This window comes from Terribacillus sp. FSL K6-0262, assembly GCF_037977385.1.
GTDB lineage: Bacteria > Bacillota > Bacilli > Bacillales > Amphibacillaceae > Terribacillus.
In genome coordinates, this window is record NZ_CP150277.1 from 2,657,389 (window position 1) to 2,677,558 (window position 20,170).

The 20,170-nt window shown below is 46.7% G+C and carries 22 protein-coding genes; 18 read left to right on the plus strand and 4 right to left on the minus strand.

The window, feature by feature from the left end:
- Positions 1 to 24 precede the first annotated feature (24 nt).
- From MHI54_RS13540 to MHI54_RS13555, 4 genes are all read left to right on the plus strand, one after another.
- Positions 25 to 195 carry a hypothetical protein gene (locus MHI54_RS13540; RefSeq protein ID WP_340081886.1) on the plus strand — a complete coding sequence of 57 codons (171 nt, stop codon included), beginning with the start codon at positions 25 to 27 and terminating at the stop codon, positions 193 to 195.
- Complete coding sequence (locus MHI54_RS13545) at positions 192 to 413, plus strand: alpha/beta-type small acid-soluble spore protein (protein ID WP_095215879.1); 222 nt, start codon at positions 192 to 194, stop codon at positions 411 to 413. The genes MHI54_RS13540 and MHI54_RS13545 overlap by 4 nt, the downstream gene beginning before the upstream one ends.
- A gap of 34 nt (positions 414 to 447) precedes the next feature.
- Positions 448 to 594, plus strand: coding sequence for a YfhD family protein (locus tag MHI54_RS13550; RefSeq protein ID WP_095215982.1), 147 nt, complete (start codon positions 448 to 450; stop codon positions 592 to 594).
- Positions 595 to 661: 67 nt separating this feature from the next.
- A complete protein-coding gene (locus MHI54_RS13555) occupies positions 662 to 1,276 on the plus strand; it encodes a spore coat protein (RefSeq protein ID WP_340081887.1) in 615 nt (204 codons plus the stop codon).
- Positions 1,277 to 1,306: 30 nt separating this feature from the next.
- On the opposite strand, the gene tlp is transcribed toward MHI54_RS13555, so the two are convergent.
- Positions 1,307 to 1,546 carry a small acid-soluble spore protein Tlp gene (tlp, locus tag MHI54_RS13560; RefSeq protein WP_340081889.1) on the minus strand — a complete coding sequence of 80 codons (240 nt, stop codon included), beginning with the start codon at positions 1,544 to 1,546 and terminating at the stop codon, positions 1,307 to 1,309.
- 301 nt (positions 1,547 to 1,847) lie between these two features.
- Between tlp and MHI54_RS13565 the strand changes: the two genes are divergently transcribed.
- The 4 genes from MHI54_RS13565 (at position 1,848) to MHI54_RS13580 (ending at position 5,528) form a co-directional block, all read left to right on the plus strand.
- Positions 1,848 to 2,798, plus strand: a complete 951-nt coding sequence (locus MHI54_RS13565; protein ID WP_095215984.1) for an ABC transporter permease — start codon at positions 1,848 to 1,850, stop codon at positions 2,796 to 2,798.
- Complete coding sequence (locus tag MHI54_RS13570; RefSeq protein WP_095215881.1) at positions 2,791 to 3,741, plus strand: iron chelate uptake ABC transporter family permease subunit; 951 nt, start codon at positions 2,791 to 2,793, stop codon at positions 3,739 to 3,741. Before MHI54_RS13565 ends, MHI54_RS13570 begins: the two co-directional genes overlap by 8 nt.
- On the plus strand, positions 3,738 to 4,493 hold the full coding sequence (locus tag MHI54_RS13575) for an ATP-binding cassette domain-containing protein (protein ID WP_095215882.1): 756 nt from the start codon (positions 3,738 to 3,740) through the stop codon (positions 4,491 to 4,493). The genes MHI54_RS13570 and MHI54_RS13575 overlap by 4 nt, the downstream gene beginning before the upstream one ends.
- Positions 4,494 to 4,586: 93 nt before the next feature.
- Positions 4,587 to 5,528: a siderophore ABC transporter substrate-binding protein gene (locus MHI54_RS13580; protein WP_095215985.1), complete on the plus strand. Its 942-nt coding sequence runs from the start codon at positions 4,587 to 4,589 to the stop codon at positions 5,526 to 5,528.
- 45 nt (positions 5,529 to 5,573) lie between these two features.
- On the opposite strand, the gene MHI54_RS13585 is transcribed toward MHI54_RS13580, so the two are convergent.
- Positions 5,574 to 6,641, minus strand: a complete 1,068-nt coding sequence (locus MHI54_RS13585; protein ID WP_095215883.1) for a nitric oxide synthase oxygenase — start codon at positions 6,639 to 6,641, stop codon at positions 5,574 to 5,576.
- A gap of 137 nt (positions 6,642 to 6,778) precedes the next feature.
- Here MHI54_RS13585 and MHI54_RS13590 point away from each other — a divergent pair, with 137 nt between their 5' ends.
- Positions 6,779 to 7,852: a methyl-accepting chemotaxis protein gene (locus MHI54_RS13590; protein WP_340081893.1), complete on the plus strand. Its 1,074-nt coding sequence runs from the start codon at positions 6,779 to 6,781 to the stop codon at positions 7,850 to 7,852.
- 30 nt (positions 7,853 to 7,882) lie between these two features.
- Here the strand turns inward: MHI54_RS13590 and MHI54_RS13595 are convergent, their stop codons facing one another.
- Positions 7,883 to 9,478, minus strand: coding sequence for a solute:sodium symporter family transporter (locus tag MHI54_RS13595; RefSeq protein ID WP_095215885.1), 1,596 nt, complete (start codon positions 9,476 to 9,478; stop codon positions 7,883 to 7,885).
- Positions 9,479 to 9,677: 199 nt separating this feature from the next.
- On the opposite strand from MHI54_RS13595, the gene MHI54_RS13600 reads away from it, so the two are divergent.
- The 8 genes from MHI54_RS13600 (at position 9,678) to MHI54_RS13635 (ending at position 18,075) form a co-directional block, all read left to right on the plus strand.
- Positions 9,678 to 10,862, plus strand: a complete 1,185-nt coding sequence (locus MHI54_RS13600) for an MFS transporter (protein WP_340081894.1) — start codon at positions 9,678 to 9,680, stop codon at positions 10,860 to 10,862.
- Between the two features lie 64 nt (positions 10,863 to 10,926).
- Complete coding sequence (locus MHI54_RS13605) at positions 10,927 to 11,487, plus strand: GNAT family N-acetyltransferase (RefSeq protein ID WP_095215887.1); 561 nt, start codon at positions 10,927 to 10,929, stop codon at positions 11,485 to 11,487.
- 361 nt (positions 11,488 to 11,848) lie between these two features.
- A complete protein-coding gene (gene qoxA / locus MHI54_RS13610; RefSeq protein WP_095215986.1) occupies positions 11,849 to 12,871 on the plus strand; it encodes a cytochrome aa3 quinol oxidase subunit II in 1,023 nt (340 codons plus the stop codon).
- Between the two features lie 20 nt (positions 12,872 to 12,891).
- Positions 12,892 to 14,841: a cytochrome aa3 quinol oxidase subunit I gene (gene qoxB, locus MHI54_RS13615; protein WP_095215888.1), complete on the plus strand. Its 1,950-nt coding sequence runs from the start codon at positions 12,892 to 12,894 to the stop codon at positions 14,839 to 14,841.
- A 16-nt stretch (positions 14,842 to 14,857) separates the two neighbouring features.
- Positions 14,858 to 15,469, plus strand: coding sequence for a cytochrome aa3 quinol oxidase subunit III (gene qoxC / locus MHI54_RS13620; protein WP_095215889.1), 612 nt, complete (start codon positions 14,858 to 14,860; stop codon positions 15,467 to 15,469).
- A gap of 1 nt (position 15,470) precedes the next feature.
- Positions 15,471 to 15,791 carry a cytochrome aa3 quinol oxidase subunit IV gene (gene qoxD / locus MHI54_RS13625; RefSeq protein ID WP_095215890.1) on the plus strand — a complete coding sequence of 107 codons (321 nt, stop codon included), beginning with the start codon at positions 15,471 to 15,473 and terminating at the stop codon, positions 15,789 to 15,791.
- 86 nt (positions 15,792 to 15,877) lie between these two features.
- Complete coding sequence (locus MHI54_RS13630; protein ID WP_095215891.1) at positions 15,878 to 17,017, plus strand: acyl-CoA dehydrogenase family protein; 1,140 nt, start codon at positions 15,878 to 15,880, stop codon at positions 17,015 to 17,017.
- A 71-nt stretch (positions 17,018 to 17,088) separates the two neighbouring features.
- On the plus strand, positions 17,089 to 18,075 hold the full coding sequence (locus MHI54_RS13635; RefSeq protein WP_095215892.1) for a ketoacyl-ACP synthase III: 987 nt from the start codon (positions 17,089 to 17,091) through the stop codon (positions 18,073 to 18,075).
- Positions 18,076 to 18,124: 49 nt separating this feature from the next.
- Here the strand turns inward: MHI54_RS13635 and MHI54_RS13640 are convergent, their stop codons facing one another.
- The gene (locus tag MHI54_RS13640) at positions 18,125 to 18,571 is read right to left on the minus strand and encodes a DUF2512 family protein (RefSeq protein ID WP_095215893.1); all 447 of its coding nucleotides are present in this window, start codon (positions 18,569 to 18,571) and stop codon (positions 18,125 to 18,127) included.
- Positions 18,572 to 18,698: 127 nt separating this feature from the next.
- On the opposite strand from MHI54_RS13640, the gene MHI54_RS13645 reads away from it, so the two are divergent.
- Entirely contained in the window at positions 18,699 to 20,144 is a 1,446-nt protein-coding gene (locus MHI54_RS13645; protein ID WP_340081895.1) for a SulP family inorganic anion transporter, read from the plus strand.
- The last annotated feature ends 26 nt before the right edge of the window (positions 20,145 to 20,170 follow it).

Sequence of the window (20,170 nt, forward strand, 5' to 3'; positions counted from 1 at the left end):
AATGCAGAAAGGAGGAGGAGCATCATGAAAAAGCATCGCGTTGATGGAGGAATCCGGATTGATGAAACGTATCAGCCAGGCATGGAGGAAGGACTTACAGCCAGCCGCAACGAGCAGGAACCGAAAAAGAATCATGTGCGGGCCGATTATGAAGGCGATACAGGTGATGAGCATACGCTCGGGCATTACCGATGACAAGGCGTAATCGGATTTTGGTCCCGCAAGCACGGGAAGGTCTGGATGAGCTGAAGCACAAAATCATCCAGGAAGCCAACCAGCCATACAAAACAGAGCAGGCTTGCGATCCAGGGAATAGAACAAGCAGGGAAAATGGTAGGACAGGCGGCAGTATAGGCGGCAGCATGGTCCGCGAACTCATACGGATGGCAGAAGAGAATCTGAAGCACCGTTAAGGAGGAAAAGCCCGTGAACGAAAAAGACAAATCAATGGAAGATTATTATATGAAGTATACGGATTTGGATGGAGACGGTAAAGATATTTCATTTTCACAGGAAGAAGCCGATGCCGGGGATCTGGAGGCACAGGCCCGTTCCGATGCTGCCGATGCCCGTGTGGCAAAAAGGCATAAATAACCGGTCATATCTGAAGGAAGCACACGCCATACTAAGAAGGCACGACATCTCATAGGGGGTTATCACTTTGGAAAATCAAATGCAAACTGCACAAATGAATCAGCCGACAACCTTGCATGGCAAACAGAACCATGGTGGTCATGAGATCTTTGATACACATGAAATCCTTACCGGGATGATCAGTGTGATGGATCAATACAAGATCTTTGAACAATTCATCCAGGATCCAGAGCTGAAGACAATTGCGCAACGCCAGGGTGATTTTCTAAAACAGACCTACAATACAATGGTGGTATCATTCAAAACAGGCCAGGATCCGACAGTGCCGACTACTTCCTACAGCATGCAGCAGGGAAATGATGTCGTCTACGGGCTGCAGCCAGCAGAACCGAAAAAGCCGATAACATCGGTCAATGAGGTGACGGATGAGTGTCTTTCCACGTATATGCTTTCTCAGGTGAAGGGACTTGCTTCCATGAGTGCGCTAAGTGCTTGTGAATTGACAAATCCTGTGCTGAGAAGGGTTGTAGCTGATTCCATACCGAACTTGATCGAGATGAGCTATGAAATATTCCTGTATCAGAACAAACATCATTATTATCAGGTGGCACAATTGCAGCCGAGTGATATGGCTGCAATGATGCAAAGTTATGATACAGCTCCTATGAATCAAACGCATTAAACGGAAGGTCCGCCATATAGGCGGACCTTTTCATTGATCCTTTTGCTGCTGATAATTCGCTTCTTCTTTCAGTTCATGACGCAGGCTTTCCACACTTGCTGCGCGTCTGTCGTTCTTTTCGTGCAAATAGGAAATTTCCTCATCGTTCAAATGCTCACTATTTGCTTTGACAAAATCCTCGGTCTGATGAACACGCTGCAGAGTATGCTGGATCGTATCTTCAATCCGTTCGGCATTGTCTGCGCGATTGTCCGGCTTTGGGTTTGGCATGATAAACCTCCTTTCAAGCAGATATAAGGTAGTATCCGCTATTGAAATGGAAGTTATGTATCCTACATATCTTTGGGGGAAGCCAGGCAATGGCAAAGTGCCCAGCCAGGGAGCTATATTTTATAGCAATCCTTGTCTGTTTTCGTTACAAGCAAAACATCATGTAACAAAGTTGTCATTATTTTTAAAGAGATTCAAAAGTTCTATTGACGTCTCTTTTTCCATTTACTATACTAAAATAAGAATCTAATTGATAATGAATATCAGTATCACCGATGCTGCCGAAGAGGTTTTGACGCTTATGAAGTTGGTTTATTTGCTTATCGTTACAGTTTTATTAGCTGTTTGTTCCCTGTTTGTGGGAGTGGAAAATGTGTCATTTTCCGCTTTGTGGAACATGGATGGGGAAGCTTGGAATATCGTGCTTATCAGCCGGCTGCCTCGGATGCTCAGTATCATCATGGCTGGTGCAAGTCTCGGTATATGCGGGCTGATCATGCAGCAGCTTACCCAGAATAAATTCGTCTCACCGACAACTGCCGGGACGATGGATTGGGCAAGATTAGGGATCCTTGTTTCCTTGCTGTTCTTCACCGATGCGAGCCCGATATGGAAAATGTGTATCGCTGCGGCTTTTGCTTTATTCGGAACCTTGCTCTTCATGGGTATCCTCCAAAGATTGAAGCAGAAAGATACGATCTTTATCCCGCTGGTGGGAATCATGCTTGGTAATGTGGTCAGTTCCATTGCGACATTTTTCGCCCTGAAATTCGACCTGGTTCAAAATATGTCCTCATGGCTGCAGGGGGACTTCTCCCTGATCATGGAAGGGCGCTATGAACTTCTTTACTTGAGCATCCCGCTGCTGATCATAGCATTTTTATTTGCCAACATGTTCACGGTAGCGGGTATGGGGGAGGACTTCGCTACGAACCTCGGACTTCCATATAAGTATGTGGTGAATGTTGGTTTGATCATTGTAGCGATCATTACAGCAGTGGTCATCCTGACGGTCGGTGTCATCCCGTTCCTCGGTCTGATCGTGCCGAATATCGTCAGCATGTATCGCGGTGATAATTTGAAGAACAGTATTTGGCATACGGCTGTACTTGGTGCATTATTCCTGCTGATATGTGATATAGCAGGGCGCTTGATCATCTACCCATATGAAATTTCAGTAGGTTTGATGGTGGGCGTCATCGGGACAGGTATCTTCCTTTATATGCTGTTGAGGAGGAAGGCCTATGCTTAAGCGAAAAATTATCATACTCGTCTTGATTGCCTTGGGATTGGCTGGTTTATACCTGTTCATCCATATGAACTTCCAAGCGATGGAGTACTTGCTGCGTACCCGGCTGGAGAAAATCCTGGCCATGTTCCTGTGCGCTGTATCCATCGGAGTCTCGACTGTCGTATTCCAGACGATTACACATAATCGGATTTTGACGCCAAGTATCATGGGTCTCGATAGTGTGTATATGTTCATCCAGACCATCGTCGTCTTCCTGTTCGGTTCAGGGACATTTGCCATCCTCCAGAGTGATGCTTATTTCTTTGTCACCATCCTGCTGATGGTCGGTTTCGCTTTTGGATTGTATCAGCTGCTGTTCCGCAGGGGAGAGAATAATCTGTTCCTGCTGCTGCTTGTCGGGCTGGTGCTTGGGACATTTTTCAGCAGTCTTTCATCGTTCATGCAGATGATAATCGACCCAAATGAATTTCTCCTGATCCAGGATAGCATGTTCGCAAGCTTCACGGATGTAAATACGAATCTCCTGCTTGTCTCGGCAGTGATCATCATTTTGCTGTGTATTTACATATTCCGATACCGTCATTATTTCGATGTCATGTCGATCGGGCGTGATCATGCAGTCAACCTTGGCGTCCCTTACGAAAAAATCGTCAAACGGATGTTCTTGGTTATTGCAGTGATGGTTGCCGTATCCACTGCGTTGGTCGGACCTATCACTTTCCTGGGATTGCTGACTGCCAATCTGGCACGGGAATTCCTCCAAACGTTCCGTCACACATATCTGCTGATGGCAGCAAGTCTGCTCAGCGTCATCGCATTGCTCGGCGGCCAGCTGATTGTCGAAAGGATTTTTTCTTTCTCTACGCCAATCAGTGTCATTATCAATTTCGTCGGCGGTATTTACTTCATTTATTTATTGGTAAAGGAGAGTAAGAAGATATGATCGTAGCAGAAAAGCTGTCTAAGTTTTTTGGATCCAAGAAAGTCATCCAGGATGTTTCCGTCGAGGTGAAGCGCGGTGCGATCACTTCCTTCATCGGCCCTAACGGTGCTGGGAAGAGTACCTTGCTTTCCATGGTGAGCAGACTGCTGAAACAAGATGATGGGATTGTATATCTTGACGGTAAAGATGTACACAAACAAAAAAGTAAGGACTTGGCGAAGACAATAGCGATACTGCGTCAATCCAATGTTGTCCAGATGAGGCTGACAGTGCGCGAGCTGGTCAGCTTCGGCCGATTCCCGTATTCCAGCGGTCGACTCACTCCCGAAGATGAGGAGAAGGTCAGTGAGGCCATTGCTTATGTGAATCTGGAGGATTTGGAAGATAAATACTTGAACGAACTGAGCGGGGGACAAAAGCAGCGGGCATTCATCGCCATGGTCCTGGCGCAGGATACAGAATACATCCTGCTGGATGAACCGCTGAATAATCTCGATATGAAGCATGCCGTTCAAATGATGAAGCTTCTCCGCAGGCTGGTGGAGGATTTTGGTAAGACGATCCTCCTTGTCATCCATGATATCAATTTTGCTTCCGTCTATTCGGACCGCATCGTGGCAATGAAGGATGGCCGGATTATCGCGGAGGGTCCAACGGAAGAAATTATCCAATCTGACGTTCTCAAATCCATATATGATCTGGATATCGATGTCCATAATATCAGCTGTAATCGGATTTGTGTCTACTTTTAATCAACTGGGGTTAAAGGGGTGATGCCGTTATGAAGCATAATGCCTTTTTTGGCCAGCAATTCATCCATCAAAGAGAAAAAGGAGAGGGATAAAATGAAAAAACTGACGTTGTTGATGACAGGTCTATTATTCGTACTTCTGCTTGCAGCATGCGGGAGCAATTCCGATAGCGCAAGCAGTGCAGATAAAGAGGAAGAAAAGCTTACCATCAAGCATGAACTAGGTGAAACGGAAGTCGCTAAGAATCCAGAAAAGATTGTTGCATTCGATATGGGAGCATTGGACACTTTGGATAAGCTTGGTGTCGATGTAGCAGGTGTCCCGCAAGAGAGCCTTCCTGATTATCTTTCCAAATACAGCAGTAAGGACTATGAAAACGTCGGCGGCCTGAAGGAGCCGGATTTGGAGAAAATCGCAGAAATGCAGCCGGATGTCATCTTCATTTCCGGTCGTCAAAGCGACTATTATGACCAGCTTAGTGAGCTTGCACCAACAATTTATGTTGGGGTCGATACGACGGATTATATGAATTCATTCAAAAAGAATACAGAAACGATTGCAAAAATCGTAGGTAAAGAAAAAGAAGCAGAACAAGCATTGGGTGAAATCGATGACGCAATTGCGGAATTGAAAAGCAAAGCAGAAGGCATGGATGAAAAAGCTTTGATCACACTTGTGAATGATGGCAGTGTAAGTGCTTATGGGAAAGCTTCCCGTTTCGGTGTGATCCATGATGTATATGGTGTGCCTGCTGTCGATGACACGATTGAAGCTTCCACACATGGTCAATCCATCGGTTTCGAGTACATCTCAGAAAAGGATCCTGATTACTTGTTTGTAGTAGATCGCGGTGCTGTTGTAGGCAACGGTACTTCTTCAGCCGAAAAAGTATTGGATAATGAATTGGTCAACGGCACAAAAGCTGCGAAAGAAAACCACATCACTTATCTAAACCCAAACTACTGGTATCTATCCGGCGGCGGACTGGAGTCCGAATTGGAGAAAGTGAAAGAAGTCTCCGACGCATTGGAATAAGTAAAACAAAAAAAGCGCAAATGCACATGCATTTGCGCTCTTTTTTCAATGTGCATCTTCTTGATGGAAGTAATTCGGCTTCAAAATCCTGTTTGGATAGGGCTTGTGAAAAATATGGGTCGTCGCAGGCGACATTGGCGGAATAAGCCAGCTCCACATTCCCGTCACATCTCGTCCTGCTTTTTGCTCTTGCTTCTCGAAATGGGCAAATTGCTTGGCGGCGGTATGATGATCGACAATGGTAATGCCTGCTTTATGGAACGATTGAAGCACTGCGATATTCAATTCGACCAATGCCCGGTCCTTCCATAGGGTCGATGTTTTGCTTTGATCAAGACCAATCAGCTCCGCCACTTTCGGAAGCAGGTTGTAACGATCCTCATCGGCAAGATTCCGCGCCCCGATTTCCGTGCCCATGTACCAGCCGTTGAACGGCGCTGCGTTATAAGTGATGCCTCCAATCTCCAATTTCATGTCGGAAATGATCGGAACTGCATACCAGCGCAAGTCAAGCTCAGCAAAATCAGGGTATTCCTCATGCTCGATACGTACTTCCTTCACGATTTCTGCTGGTATTTCCTTAAGTGCGGGCTTTTCATCACCGACTTGCACAACGAGCGGCAGGATATCAAAGGCCGTCCCTTTGCCTTTCCAGCCAAGAGCATTGCAAATAGAGGTGAAGCGGATGGAAGCAGGATCTCCGATGATGCCATCCTCCGTTTCATATCCGGCATATCGGAGCAGCTGATGATTCCAAATCCGGATATTTTTATCTGGTGAGAAAACCGTGATCAAAGGTTTTATCTTTCCGTCATTTGTCGCTTTGTCAATATGATCGAACAGCCTCTGCAATACTTCTTCATTATTATTTGCATCGCGGGCGTCTATCACTTGCAGACCATTCCAGAACAAGCGTCCGATGCAGCGATTCGAATTACGCCATGCCATTCTGGCCCCATGCGTCAGTTCTTCTGCTGTATGGGTATATGTTGCATCGCGTGTTATATCGTGCCTGATTTCGCTCAGACGCCGATTCATTTCCATTTCTGATTTCCCCAGTTCCTGGTAGCTTTCCCGAATGAATTCGGTTGCTTCTTCCAAAAGTCCCTCCATATGATGCAGCCTCCTTTAGTCAGTTAGTAGTATAGCATCCGATGAAGGAAAAGATTTAATGTGGTGAAAAATGTAGAAAAAGGTTCATGATTGCAGCAGATAAGCCGATAGAAAAGAAGAGGGATAAAGGGGGAACAATGATGAAAAAACGATATCCAGTCACTATGCTTAGTTTGGGATACCTTTATGCATGTTTGCTTATCCTGCAAAATGAAAGGGTTTTCTTGCTGGATTGGCGGATCAATGTGATCATTGGTATTGTTTTGGCAGGGGGAAGCTTTGCTTTTGTTTTTGCATACAAACAGGAAAAGCCGGAGGGGATGGCGGAAGAGCCGATTGCAGCCGAGACGATCGTTCAGGAGCCGCCAGCGATAATCGAACCTGATGCCGAACCAGTGATCGAAACGGGGACTGCCGAACTGGAACAGGCAGGTGAAGCGCTGAAGCAGATTGTCAAAGCTTTGGAAGAAGTGACGGTTGGATCCGAGCATCAATCCCGGTCATCAGCAGAGCTGGCCGCAGCAATGCAGAAGTTTGCGGAAAATGTCATGATGGTTGCCCTGAAAGGGGAAGAAGCGAAGCAGATTGCAGCAAAAATGGATGCATTAACAAAAGAAGGGGCCTCTCATATGGATGATTCAGTAAATCATATGGACACGATAACAAGTAAAATTACATTCTCCTATGAAAAAGTGAGAGGCTTGAATGGCAAGACAGATCAAATCAGTGCCTTGCTCAAGGCAATCAAGGATATAGCCGAGCAGACGAATCTGCTGGCACTGAATGCTGCCATCGAAGCAGCCCGGGCAGGCGAGCAAGGACGAGGGTTCGCTGTTGTGGCCGATGAGGTGCGCAAACTTTCCGATCAGGTCCGTGTTGCAGTGACGGATATAACAGATGTGTTCCAAAGCATCCAAACAGAATCGAAGGAAGCTGTCGAAGCTCTCGGTGCAGGAAGGGAAGCCGTGGCTGCCGGTTCTGATAAAATCACGACGACCCAAAGCACATTCGAACAGCTGTCGGAGGAGATCGGCATCACCAGCAGCCAAATCGAAGAGATTGCTGCAGCGATGTATGATGTGCTTGATAATACACGTGGTGTAACAGATAGTATCAATAGTATAGTTGCGGTGGCGCAACAGAATGCAGCAAGTATGCAGGAGGTTACAGCCATTACGCAGGATATCCAGCATAAATTCGATAAGAAATGAAAAAAGCGACCAGAAATGGTCGCTTTTCGTTTAGGCTGCAATTCCCCAAGGGGAGAAAAGTATATACAAACCGATGATGCAGATTGTGATGAAGATCGCAAATGACTTTGCATATTTCCAAGGTGTCATATCGACAACTGCCGCATCCCTCAGTACAAAAGGCTCTTTCCGCGGCTTCCATTTGCCTAGGGCGATCATAAGGAGCAGGCTGAACGGGAAGAGGATGGCCAATACATAAAGGAAGTGTACTTCGCCAAAAAATACCTTGGATAAACCATACAGAATCAAATGTGTCACGATTGCAATCTTAACTGCAAACGCAGGTACCCGTTTCGTAAAGAACCCAATGAAGATGGCTGCCACGATCGGTACGTTGATGAATCCGAACATCTCTTGCAGATAATTATATAACCCGCTAGGGAAGAAGATGATGAATGGTGCGATGATGATGGAAATGACACCGACTGCAATCGCGAATATACGTCCTGCTTTCACAAGCTCGGAATCGGTCGCGTCCTTACGGAAAAGAGGTTTGTACAAGTCCAAAGTGAACAATGTCATCGTACTGCTCAAGGCACCATTGAACGAACTGAGGATGGCGCCGAACAGGATGGCTGCAAAAATACCAGTTATGGCTGTAGGCAGCAAATCGATGACCAAAGTTGGATAGGCATCATCCGCCGTTTTCAATGTATCCCCGTAAAGATGGAAGGCTATCGTACCGGGCAGCAGCAGATAAAGAACACCGAACATCTTGAAGAAGCCTGTCAAAAGGACACCTTTTTGCCCCTCGGCCAGATTTTTTGCCCCTAGCGATTTTTGGACGATTGCCTGGTTGGCTGCCCAGTAGAAGAGGTTGTTTACAAGCAACCCGGTAAAGATTGTCGGCCACGGAACATTGGCATCATTGCTGCTGTCGATTGCATTCAGTTTTTCGGGATGATCGTTTATCAGCTTGTCGATGCCTCCGGTGATGCTGCTGTCTCCCAAGGTCCAAAGGCCCAGCAGTAAAATACCTATACCACTTACAATCAGGGCGATGCCATATAAGGTATCAGCGGCCGAAATCGCACGCAGACCCCCGAATACCACGTAGCCAAGGCTGACTAATCCGATCACCCCGGCAATCAACGCAACCGCCCAAAATGTACTGATATGTAATCCGCCAGTTAAATCAAATATGGAATCCAGCACTAATGCCCCGGAATAAAGGACAGTCGGCAAGAAAGAAGTCATATAGCCCAGAATGAACAAAACAGATACGAACTGACGCGTCCGCATATCAAAGCGTTGTTCAAGAAAGTCGGGTATGGTTGTGATCCCCGTTTTTAAATATCGGGGAAGGAAAAGAAATGCAAGGACGAACAAAGCAAGCGGTGATGTGACTTCCCAGGCCATCGCAGTGAAGTTGCCGCCGAACGTCTGACCGTTCTGTCCGACCAGCTGTTCCGTGGATAGGTTTGTCAGGAGCATCGAACTTCCGATTGCTATTCCAGTAAGACTGCGGCCTCCGAGGAAATAACCGTCCGATGTTGCAAGATCGATCCCCCTCGTCTTGCGCCAGGAATAATAGGCGATACCGATCGTCACAAGGATGAATGATAGAATGATGAACGCATAAAGCATGACTGTTCCTCCTTATACTTTCGAGAAGATGTTACTGTGATTCTCTTGATGGGATACCCCTGACTTTCTTTGGCCAAACCTAGCTGGATGTTTGGATCCGCTTCCTTGATTTTTTTGTTAAATAAATGGGTTTTGGTTTGTATCGAGGACTTTTCTGTTGTATCTTAAGCCAATGTCATGCTTTAAAAGGAGGATTAAAATGTCTTTAGCGAGCAGGCAGTTCAAGCCTGCGACAGTCATCGCCGTCCTTATGATCTGTGCTTTTGCCATCGGGACGACGGAATATGTAGTGACAGGGGTGCTCACCCATATAGCCCAGGACCTTGGAGTCACAATTGCAGCTGCCGGTCTTGTAGTCAGCATGTATGCGCTTGGTGTTGCGGTATTCGGCCCGCTGATGACGACACTTTCGGTCAAGCTGCCCCGCAAGCCGATGCTGCTTTTATTCATGCTGATATTCATCATCAGTAATATTATCAGTGCGACAGCGCCAAATTTTACGGTATTGCTCATTTCAAGGGTCACTTCCGCATTCATCCATGGTCCGTTTTTTGCATTGGCATTCGTCATGGCAAGTGAGCTGGTGGAGCCGCGCAAACGGGTCCAGGCAATCGCGGCAGTCAACGGAGGCCTGACGATTGCCATCATGATCGGGGTGCCATTCGGGGCCTACCTTGGTTCTCTCATTGAGTGGCGCCTTGTATTCTGGCTGATTGCATTGCTCGGGATCATAGGTTTCATTGGCTTGCTCATTTGTGCGCCGAATACGAAGCCCGAAGAAACCCCGCGCATCAAGCAGGAGCTTAGTGTGTTCAAGCATAAGCAAGTGCTGCTGACGATAGCCATCATCATTTTTGGATATTCAGGTGTATTCACTGCTTATACGTATATTGAACCATTGCTGCGTTCGGTCACCGGCTTTGGCGGTATAGGTATCATGATCAGTCTGTTCTTTTTCGGAATGGGCAGTGTGATCGGTAATTTTTCCACACCCAAATTGGCTGGAGGGAATGTGACCAGGACGCTTATCTATGTGTTTGCAATACTGACAGTGATCCTATTGCTGTTTCCGCTGGCAACGCCACATGCCGTCGCAGCTGTTTTGGTCATCGGCCTGTTCGGGGCAGGGGCATTCGGCACGACGCCTTTATTACAGTCGAAAATCGTCATGGCAGCAGCTGAAGGTCCGACAATCGCAGCAGCCACAAGTGTTTCCGCGTTCAATCTAGCCAATGCCGGAGGAGCTTATATAGGCGGGATCGTATTGGATGCAGGACTCGGATTCACATGGCTGACCGTCATCGGGGCCGGGATATCCATCATCGGCATACTATTATCTGCCATCAGCTTTCGGGAAGGGAAAAAAGAAACCGAAGCCGCTTAAACTATTGTAAGTCCTGATATATTCCTGCATACTAGAGTAAATTCGGGGCAGGGGGGAGCAGGACATGGATCCAGTGTTGAGAGATTTCAAGACCATAATCGAAACGGAACGGCTTATCATCAGGCAGCCGCTAATCGGTGACGGGAAAGCTGTCAATGAAGCGATCAAGGCCTCGTTGCCGGAGTTGAAAAGGTGGATGGCTTTCGCACAGGAATTGCCAGCACCAGAGGAAACCGAAGCAAATATCAGGCAGTCGGTTGCAGATTGGATCAATCGGACGAACTTGCGTATGCTCATCTTTCACAAGGATACGGGAAAATTCATCGGGTCCAGCGGTTTTCATGCCATCGATTGGGATATTCCAAAAGTTGAAATAGGCTATTGGATGGATACACGCCACACCGGTCGTGGTTATATGACCGAAGCCGTAGGGGCGCAGACGGAGTATGCTTTTACCGAGCTTGGTGTCCGGCGGATCCAGATACTCTGCGATGAGGAAAACAGTGCAAGCCGGGCCGTCCCGGAACGGCTCGGGTATAAGCTGGAGGGGATACATCATTGCGACAGCCTCCGTGCCGATGGAAAGACAGTCCGCAATACGGTGTATTACAGCAAAACCAGATAACGTATGGATTACCAATAAATGAGCATAAATTACATAAAACGTTCAAATTTTGTTCACTACTTATTCGTATTCTCTCTTTTTGCCGGTGTTAGAATGTAAAATGAACTGTTTACTTACCGGGCAAGTCTGGTCTTTTTGGCTGCTTTGTATTACACTAGTTTCTGGATTGTTGTCAGACACTGCCGATCAGGCAGTGTGATTATGTGTTTCCAGTTGAATTTCTGCAGCTTTTAGGTATTGCGGAAGGTTCATTGTGAAATACTTATCAAAAACCCTATTAAAGCGAAGGGGTCGTTTTCTTATGCAGAGGGAAAATGACACATTCGTGAACTCAGGTAAAGAAAGGAAGGGAAGCAGGCGCATGCTTAAAAAATTGAAACCCTTGAGTCTTCTGTTGTTCCTTGCCCTGCCGCTAATGCTCGCCGGATGTTCAACACCGGAAGTGCTCGATCCGAAAGGACCAGTGGCAAGTCAGCAAAGTGACCTTATTATTCTATCAATCATCTTCATGCTTACAATCGTTGCGGTTGTATTCGTACTGTTGACGATCATCCTTGTCAAGTACAGAGAAAGAAAGGATCACGATAAGTACAGCCCTGAATTACACGGCAGCACGCTGCTCGAGACGATCTGGACGATCATCCCGATCATCATCGTCATCATCTTGGCTGTCCCAACCGTCAGAACGATCTACTCATTAGAGGACGCGCCTGAGCCGAAAACGGCTGAAGCTGCGAATGAGGATCCGCTGGTGATCCACGCAACATCCATCAACTGGAAATGGGTATTCTCCTATCCGGATGAAGACATTGAAACAGTGAACTATCTGCACATCCCGATTCACCGTCCGGTGGAATTCAAACTGACCTCCGCCGATTCCATGGCTGCTCTATGGATACCGAGCCTGGGCGGTCAGAAATACAACATGGCAGGCATGCAGACGACACTATATCTGCAGGCCGATGAAGCAGGCGTCTATAATGGACGGAATGCCAACTTCACAGGAGAAGGCTTCAATGAACAGCGATTCAAAGTCTACGCTGAGGAAGAAGCCGATTACGATCAGTGGGTGGAAGAAGTGCAAAACTCCGCTCCGGAACTGACACAATACGAGTATGACAATCTTCTGATTCCTGGTGTATATGACGGAACAGCTGAATTCAATGGTACGCATTTGCAATGGATCGACCATTCCAAAGATGCGGAATACACATTGGAAGCATGGGATCGCCTAGGCTATGAGCCGAAGAATCCGCATGCAAAAGACAAATCTCAACATATCTTGCCTGAAGACGAAATTCCATACTATCAGCAAGACAATACTGTAGACTACTCGGATGAAGACATGGACTCCAAAGAACATGCACATGCGAGTCACGAGTAACAGAGAGAGGGGGAAGAGTTTTGGACTTAAAATGGAATGAGTTTATCATTACCGGCGACCCATTGATCCTGGGTGCACAGATCAGCATCTTACTCGGCGGTATCGCCGTTGTAGCTGCCCTTACTTACTTTAAAAAATGGAGTTGGCTATGGAAAGAATGGCTGACTTCCGTCGACCATAAGAAACTGGGTATCATGTATATCCTCAGTGCCCTTTTAATGCTTTTCCGCGGCGGTATCGATGGTTTGATGATCCGTACGCAGCTTGCTAAACCAGGGATGGAATTCCTGGATCCGCAGCATTATAATGAGGTATTCTCGACACACGGTGTCATCATGATTCTCTTCATGGCGATGCCATTCCTGATCGGTTTGATCAACTATATCGTACCGTTGCAAATCGGTGCGCGTGACGTTGCATTCCCTTATTTGAACAACTTGAGCTTCTGGACATTCTTTGTCGGTATGGCTCTATTCAACATTTCCTTCATCATCGGTGGTTCGCCGGATGCCGGATGGACTGGATATACGCCGCTTGCGACGAATGAATTCAGCCCGGGTCCTGGACAGAACTACTACGTGCTAGGTATCCAGATTGCCGGTATCGGTACATTGATGACAGGTATCAACTTCTTCGTCACCATCTTGAAGATGCGTACGAAAGGTATGACATTGATGAAAATGTCCATGTTCACATGGACGACTTTGATCACAATGCTGATCATCATCTTCGCATTTCCAGTGCTTACAGTCGCACTTGCTATGCAGACATTCGACCGTCTATTCGGTTCCGTACTCTTCACCTTGCAAGGTGATGGTAACCCGATGCTTTGGGTCAACCTATTCTGGGTATGGGGTCACCCTGAAGTATATATCGTTATTCTTCCTGCTTTCGGGATTTTCTCTGAGATCATCTCGACATTTGCAAGGAAACAGCTATTCGCCTATAAAGCGATGGTTGTATCGATTGTGACGATTTCCGTGCTGAGCTTCCTTGTATGGGTTCACCACTTCTTCACGATGGGTAATAGCGCAGAAGCGAACAGTTTCTTCTCTATTACGACGATGGCTATCTCGATCCCGACCGGGGTTAAGATATTCAACTGGCTCTTCACGATGTATCGGGGCCGTATCAGCTTTACCACACCGATGCTCTGGTCCCTTGCCTTCATCCCGAACTTCGTTATCGGTGGGGTGACAGGGGTCATGCTCGCGATGGCAGCAGCTGACTATCAGTATCACAATACGTACTTCCTGGTATCGCACTTCCACTATGTGCTGATTTCTGGTACAGTATTTGCTTGTTTTGCAGGTTTGATTTTCTGGTATCCGAAGATGTTCGGACATAAATTGAACGAAAAAATCGGTAAATGGGCATTCTGGATTTTCGTCATTGGCTTCAACGTATGTTTCTTCCCGCAGTATTTCCTAGGGTTGGACGGTATGCCAAGACGTATTTCCACGTATACACCGGAAGATGGCTGGACAGGATTGAACATGATTTCGACAATCGGTGCGTTCATGATGGGTCTTGCATTCATCATCTTCGTGTACAACATCTACTATAGCTGGAGACATGCACCAAGAGAGAAGACTGGCGATGCTTGGGGTCTTGGACGTAACTTGGAATGGGCGACAAGTTCATCGATCCCGCCGCATTACAACTTTGCAGTCCTTCCTGAAGTGACAGGTCTCGATCCATACTGGGATATGAAAGAAAAAGGCCTTGATCGACAGAAGAACACGGATTATAAGCCGATTCATATGCCAAGCAACTCTTCCATTCCAGCAATCATGTCAGTATTGATGGGGATTGCAGCTTTCGGGCTTACATTCCAATGGTACTGGGTTGGAATCGTAGGTGCCATCGGTATCTTCATCACAATGATCGTCCGTTCATTCGATTACAATGACGGCTACTATATCAGCGTGGAAGAAATAAAAGAAACAGAAGCGAAAGCGAATAAATAAAGGAGGTTGTGAAGAAATGGCACATGATCACAATGTGAACCCCAACGCTCCATTGGAATACCAATCAGAAACCGGCCGTTTGAACATCACCGGTTTCTGGACCTTCCTTGGTGCAGAGATCGCTTTGTTCTCGACACTATTCGCATCCTATTTCGCGTTACAATCACGTGTAGGCGATGGACCGACATCAATCGAGATGTTCGAAGCAGGCCTGGTCATGATCATGACGATGCTGCTTCTTACAAGTAGTTTCACATGCGGTATCGCGATTCACGAAATGCGTGCGAACAATGTAAAAGGCGTTATCATCTGGATGATCATCACACTCATCCTGGGTGCAGGATTTATCGGTTATGAGCTTTATGAATTTGTACATTACGTACATGAAGGTGTTACACTAGGAACAAGTGCACACTGGTCAATGTTCTTCATCTTGCTTGGTACTCACGGTCTGCACGTTTCGATCGGTATCGGCTGGATCATCCTGCTGCTCATCCAGCTTGCAAGAAGGGGACTTACACCAAAAACAGCGTCGAAAGTATTTATTTCTAGTCTTTATTGGCACTTCCTGGACGTTGTGTGGATCTTTATCTTCACATGCGTCTACTTGATGGGGATGGTGAATTAATATGAGTCAACAAACGAAAAAAGGACATTTCCCTTGGAAGCATGTCATCGGCTTTTTGATTTCGATTGCATTGACACTCGTCGCCTTCGCAACAGCGCTATGGACAGACTGGTCATCATCAACGATTTTCATCATCATCTTGATTTTTGCGGTTATCCAGGCAGCATTGCAGCTTGTTATGTTCATGCACATGACAGAAGGAGAAGACGGTGGATTGATTTCCGGGAATACACTTTTCGGTTTCTTCATCGCTATCGTCATCATTCTCGGTACTTACTGGCTGATGACTTCCGGTCACATGCACATGGGTATGAGTATGTAAGATAAGACCCGCTCTTTGAGCGGGTTTTTTTGTATTATTTTCTGCTTTTCAATAGAATGGAAAAGAGAAATGAGGAGGTACGGCGCATGATAATCGCAAATGAGGAACATATTCTTGAAAAGGCCAAGCAAGCAGCGGAAGTTGCAAGACAATATAAAAGGATCGGCGATGAGCAGGCACGGCTCGCTCCGCAGGTGGTGGATGCATTTCGCTCGACTGGTTATACATTGCTGACCATCCCGAAAATGCACGGAGGGGATGGAGCCAATTTGCATGATTTCCTGCTGGCACAGGAAACGGTAGCTGCTGGTGATGGAGCGGCGGCTTTATCCATAGGCTGGCATCTCAGCACGATGCAGGATTTGACTGAAAATGCGGATTGGCCCGATGGGGTGTTTGAGGATTTCCTGCAAGAAGTCATCCAGGAGCGTAAGATAGTCAATCGTGCAGCGTCGGAACCGAATACAGGGAGTCCTACACGTGGAGGCATTCCAGAAACGAAAGCTGTGCGGGAGGGCAATCATTATATAATAACCGGCCGTAAAACCTTCACTTCCATGGCTGCTGATCTGGATTATTATTTGGTTACGGCTTATGTAGAAGATGATGATACTGTCGGAAGCTTTTTGATTTCCAGGGAAATAAATGGAGTACGTGTCGAAAAGACATGGAATCCCATGGGAATGCGTGCAACCGGAAGTGACGATTTGATTTTGGAAAAGGTTAAGGTGCCAGCTGATCATTATGTAGAACGAACCAGGAAGAAGTCAGGGCCAAAAGGATCGTTACTGCATATTCCAGCCTGTTATTTAGGCATTGCCAAAAGCGCACGTGACGAAGCTGTCAAGTTCGCTAAAGCATTCCAGCCGAATACATTGGATAAACCGATCATCAGTGTTCCTCACATACGGGAGAAAATCGGGAAAATGGATTTGGAATTGATGCAAGCCAGACATTTCATGTATCATGTTGCCAGTTTGTGGGATAGCTATCCTGAGAAGCGGAAATACCTGGGACCTGAGCTGGCAGCAGTAAAAGTAAATGCCACCAGGGCTGCTTCCGAGGCAGTGGACTTGGCGATGCGGATTGCCGGCGGCAGGGGACTTGCCAAGTCACAAGTCTTCGAGCAGCATTATCGGGATGTACGTGCCGGCCTGCATAACCCGCCTATGGATGATGCTGTATTGGAGCTCCTGGCTTCCCATGCTGAGAAAAAAGATAATTAATTTATTCTTTTTAGTACCAGGTATTAAAACTAGATGGTATAATGGAGGCAGATGTAAAGGAGGCAGATAATATGGAATCCAAAGCACGCATAACAGCGATTGGAACATATATACCGGAAAAGGTGTTGACCAATGCAGATTTTGAAAAAATGGTCGATACTTCCGATGAATGGATTGTACAGCGAACTGGCATCAAAGAAAGAAGAATCGCTGCTGAAGATGAATATGTAACAGATTTATGTGAAAATGCTGCACGGAACCTGGCGAAGAATTTCAACAAGTCATTGGATGATGTGGACTTGATCCTTGTGGCTACAGTGACTGGGGAATATAAATTCCCTAGTGTTTCCAGTCAGCTGCAAGCAAGACTAGGCCTGAAGAACACGGGAGCCGTCGATTTGGGCGGTGCATGTGCAGGCTTCGTATATGGACTGCATATGGCTAATGGATTGGTCACTGCCGGCATGCATAAGAAAGTACTTGTTTTAGGCGGAGAAACATTGTCCAAGATCACTGATTATACCGACCGTACAAGCTGTATCCTATTTGGGGACGGTGCTGGTGCGGCATTGGTGGAGTACGATGCTGAAAATCCTGGCTTCTTCGGCTTTCACATGGGAACGAAAGGGGAAGGCGGCCGCCATCTATACCAAACGGGCTTGTCCACAAAGATGAATGGGGAAGAGCTCACCAACCCAGGCAAATTGGTCCAAAACGGACGCGAAGTATATAAATGGGCCGTTTCCGGTGTTCCAAAGGGTGTCAAGAAACTGGTGGAAGAAGCAAACATGTCCATGGATGATATCGATTGGTTCATCCCGCACAGTGCGAACATGCGGATGATCGAGTCCATCTGTGATCGTTTGGATTATCCGGTGGAAAAGACGCTTACCAGCATGGCGACAGCTGGTAATACATCTTCGGCTACGATTCCTTTGGCTTTTGATTTCGGATTGCAGGAAAACAAGGTCAAAGATGGAGATACCATGCTATTATACGGATTCGGCGGCGGTCTGACCGAATGCGGTATCATCATCAAATGGGATCCAAAAGCATAAAAAATAAGCCCGTGGGTATTACTCCACGGGCTTTCTTCTGTTCATTTCTTCAAGAATCCTTATGCGGACCGCGAACAGGCAAATCACCAGCGATTTTCGTACGGAATTGATCCAGGAAGATGACATTGTAGTATTGATCTTTGCCATTGCGTATGACGTATTTCCGCACGTAAGCATGCAAAAATGTCCCATCCAGCCAAGCCAGGATCAGTCCTGCTGGAATGGCACCTGCCAATGGATGCACATGTCCATCGGACGCCAGGAAGATCAGCATCCAGCTGACAATGGTGAAGAAGATACAATCAAGCCATCCAGTGCTTTTATTTGTTTTACCTGGGAGCAATGCCATGTCGATCAAGTAACCGATGACTGTCAGGATGACTGTCAGCTGTGCTACTTTGGTGAAAGATAATTGATAGATTAAACCTGCGAAGAGATAAAGGATAGCCACGGCAAAGATGCCTTTCAGAACTATGGCTTTGATATGTTTCATCATTGTTCACCTGCTGCTTTTTTTATACAATATGTCCAGTTTGAGCCGCTTGTATACGCAGCTGCAACAAGTCCGGAAAATATGGTATAATAACCTGCTGTAAGTCAAGAGATAGGAGTTTATGTCGATTATGATTACAAATATAAGAGAAGCATGGTTTTCCAATGTGCCGAAAGATGTATTATCAGGCATTTTGGTCGCTTTGGCACTCATTCCAGAAGCAATTGCTTTTTCCATCATTGCTGGTGTCGATCCGATGGTCGGATTGTATGCCTCTTTCTGTATAGCCATCGTAATATCATTCGCTGGCGGAAGACCCGCGATGATATCTGCAGCTACAGGCGCGATGGCACTCGTGATGGGAAGTCTGGTGGCTGATCACGGACTGCAGTATCTTTTCGCGACGACAATCCTGACGGGTATCATCCAAATTCTATTCGGTGTCTTTAAAGTGGCGAGATTGATGATTTTCATCCCGCGTCCGGTCATGATCGGATTCGTAAATAGTCTGGCAATCTTGATCTTCATGGCCCAGCTTGTACATTTCAAAGGTGAATCATGGCAAATTTATGCTTTCGCAGCAGGTGCCCTGCTGATCATCTATGTGCTCCCGCGGTTTGTGAAAGCTATTCCATCACCGCTGGTGGCGATTGTCGTGATGACCATCATCGCCATCTTTACCCATAGCTCGACGAAAACAGTCGGCGACATGGGAGAGCTGAAGCAGGCTTTGCCCTCGTTCTTCATCCCGGATGTCCCGTTCAATATGGAAACACTTCAAATCATTTTTCCGTATGCGATTGCTTTGGCGATCGTCGGTCTGATGGAGACCTTCCTGACAGCGCAGCTATTGGATGAATATACGGATACAGATAGTAATAAGAACCGTGAAGCGCGCGGACAGGGGATTGCCAATATTGCTGCCGGATTCTTCGGCGGAATGGCAGGCTGTGCGATGATCGGGCAATCCGTCATCAACGTAAAAGCTGGGGGACGCACCCGCCTATCGACCTTCATCGCAGGTGCCTTTCTCATGCTGCTGATTCTCGTCTTCCAGGATGTTTTAGTACAAATCCCTATGGGGGCACTTGTTGCTGTCATGTTCATGGTCAGTATCGGTACATTTGACTGGTCATCGGTACGGAATCTGCATCGGATGCCGCGGACGGATGCAGTGGTCATGATCGTGACAGTGATTGCCGTCGTGTGGACAGATAATCTGTCCATCGGTGTCATCATCGGTGTATTGATGAGCGCTGTATTCTTTGCTGCTAAAATTTCCAAGGTGGATGTCAAAGAGACAAAGCAGAAAGATACGAAGGTATATAAAATCAAGGGTCAATTGTTCTTCGTTTCCGTGACTGATTTTCTGGCAAGCTTCCATCCCAAACAGGAAACTTCCAAGCAAATCATCCTTGATTTTCAGGAAGCAAGACTATGGGATGATTCTGCTGTCGGAGCATTGGATAAACTTGTGCTGAAATATCGGGAATACGGCATCCAAGTCGACATCCAAAACTTGGATCATGCAAGCCAGGCCTTGGTCGATCGGCGGGCTGCTTATATTCAGGCATAGAAAATAGCGTATACCGGATGGTATAC

Coding starts and splice junctions, on each gene's coding strand:
- MHI54_RS13540 (WP_340081886.1), top strand. CDS start 25: ATGAAAAAGCATCGCGTTGATGGAGGAATCCGGATTGATGAAACGTAT.
- MHI54_RS13545 (WP_095215879.1), top strand. CDS start 192: ATGACAAGGCGTAATCGGATTTTGGTCCCGCAAGCACGGGAAGGTCTG.
- MHI54_RS13550 (WP_095215982.1), top strand. CDS start 448: ATGGAAGATTATTATATGAAGTATACGGATTTGGATGGAGACGGTAAA.
- tlp (WP_340081889.1), bottom strand. CDS start 1,546: ATGCCAAACCCAAAGCCGGACAATCGCGCAGACAATGCCGAACGGATT.
- MHI54_RS13565 (WP_095215984.1), top strand. CDS start 1,848: ATGAAGTTGGTTTATTTGCTTATCGTTACAGTTTTATTAGCTGTTTGT.
- MHI54_RS13570 (WP_095215881.1), top strand. CDS start 2,791: ATGCTTAAGCGAAAAATTATCATACTCGTCTTGATTGCCTTGGGATTG.
- MHI54_RS13575 (WP_095215882.1), top strand. CDS start 3,738: ATGATCGTAGCAGAAAAGCTGTCTAAGTTTTTTGGATCCAAGAAAGTC.
- MHI54_RS13580 (WP_095215985.1), top strand. CDS start 4,587: ATGAAAAAACTGACGTTGTTGATGACAGGTCTATTATTCGTACTTCTG.
- MHI54_RS13585 (WP_095215883.1), bottom strand. CDS start 6,641: ATGGAGGGACTTTTGGAAGAAGCAACCGAATTCATTCGGGAAAGCTAC.
- MHI54_RS13590 (WP_340081893.1), top strand. CDS start 6,779: ATGATGAAAAAACGATATCCAGTCACTATGCTTAGTTTGGGATACCTT.
- MHI54_RS13595 (WP_095215885.1), bottom strand. CDS start 9,478: ATGCTTTATGCGTTCATCATTCTATCATTCATCCTTGTGACGATCGGT.
- MHI54_RS13600 (WP_340081894.1), top strand. CDS start 9,678: ATGTCTTTAGCGAGCAGGCAGTTCAAGCCTGCGACAGTCATCGCCGTC.
- MHI54_RS13605 (WP_095215887.1), top strand. CDS start 10,927: ATGGATCCAGTGTTGAGAGATTTCAAGACCATAATCGAAACGGAACGG.
- qoxA (WP_095215986.1), top strand. CDS start 11,849: ATGCTTAAAAAATTGAAACCCTTGAGTCTTCTGTTGTTCCTTGCCCTG.
- qoxC (WP_095215889.1), top strand. CDS start 14,858: ATGGCACATGATCACAATGTGAACCCCAACGCTCCATTGGAATACCAA.
- qoxD (WP_095215890.1), top strand. CDS start 15,471: ATGAGTCAACAAACGAAAAAAGGACATTTCCCTTGGAAGCATGTCATC.
- MHI54_RS13630 (WP_095215891.1), top strand. CDS start 15,878: ATGATAATCGCAAATGAGGAACATATTCTTGAAAAGGCCAAGCAAGCA.
- MHI54_RS13635 (WP_095215892.1), top strand. CDS start 17,089: ATGGAATCCAAAGCACGCATAACAGCGATTGGAACATATATACCGGAA.
- MHI54_RS13640 (WP_095215893.1), bottom strand. CDS start 18,571: ATGATGAAACATATCAAAGCCATAGTTCTGAAAGGCATCTTTGCCGTG.
- MHI54_RS13645 (WP_340081895.1), top strand. CDS start 18,699: ATGATTACAAATATAAGAGAAGCATGGTTTTCCAATGTGCCGAAAGAT.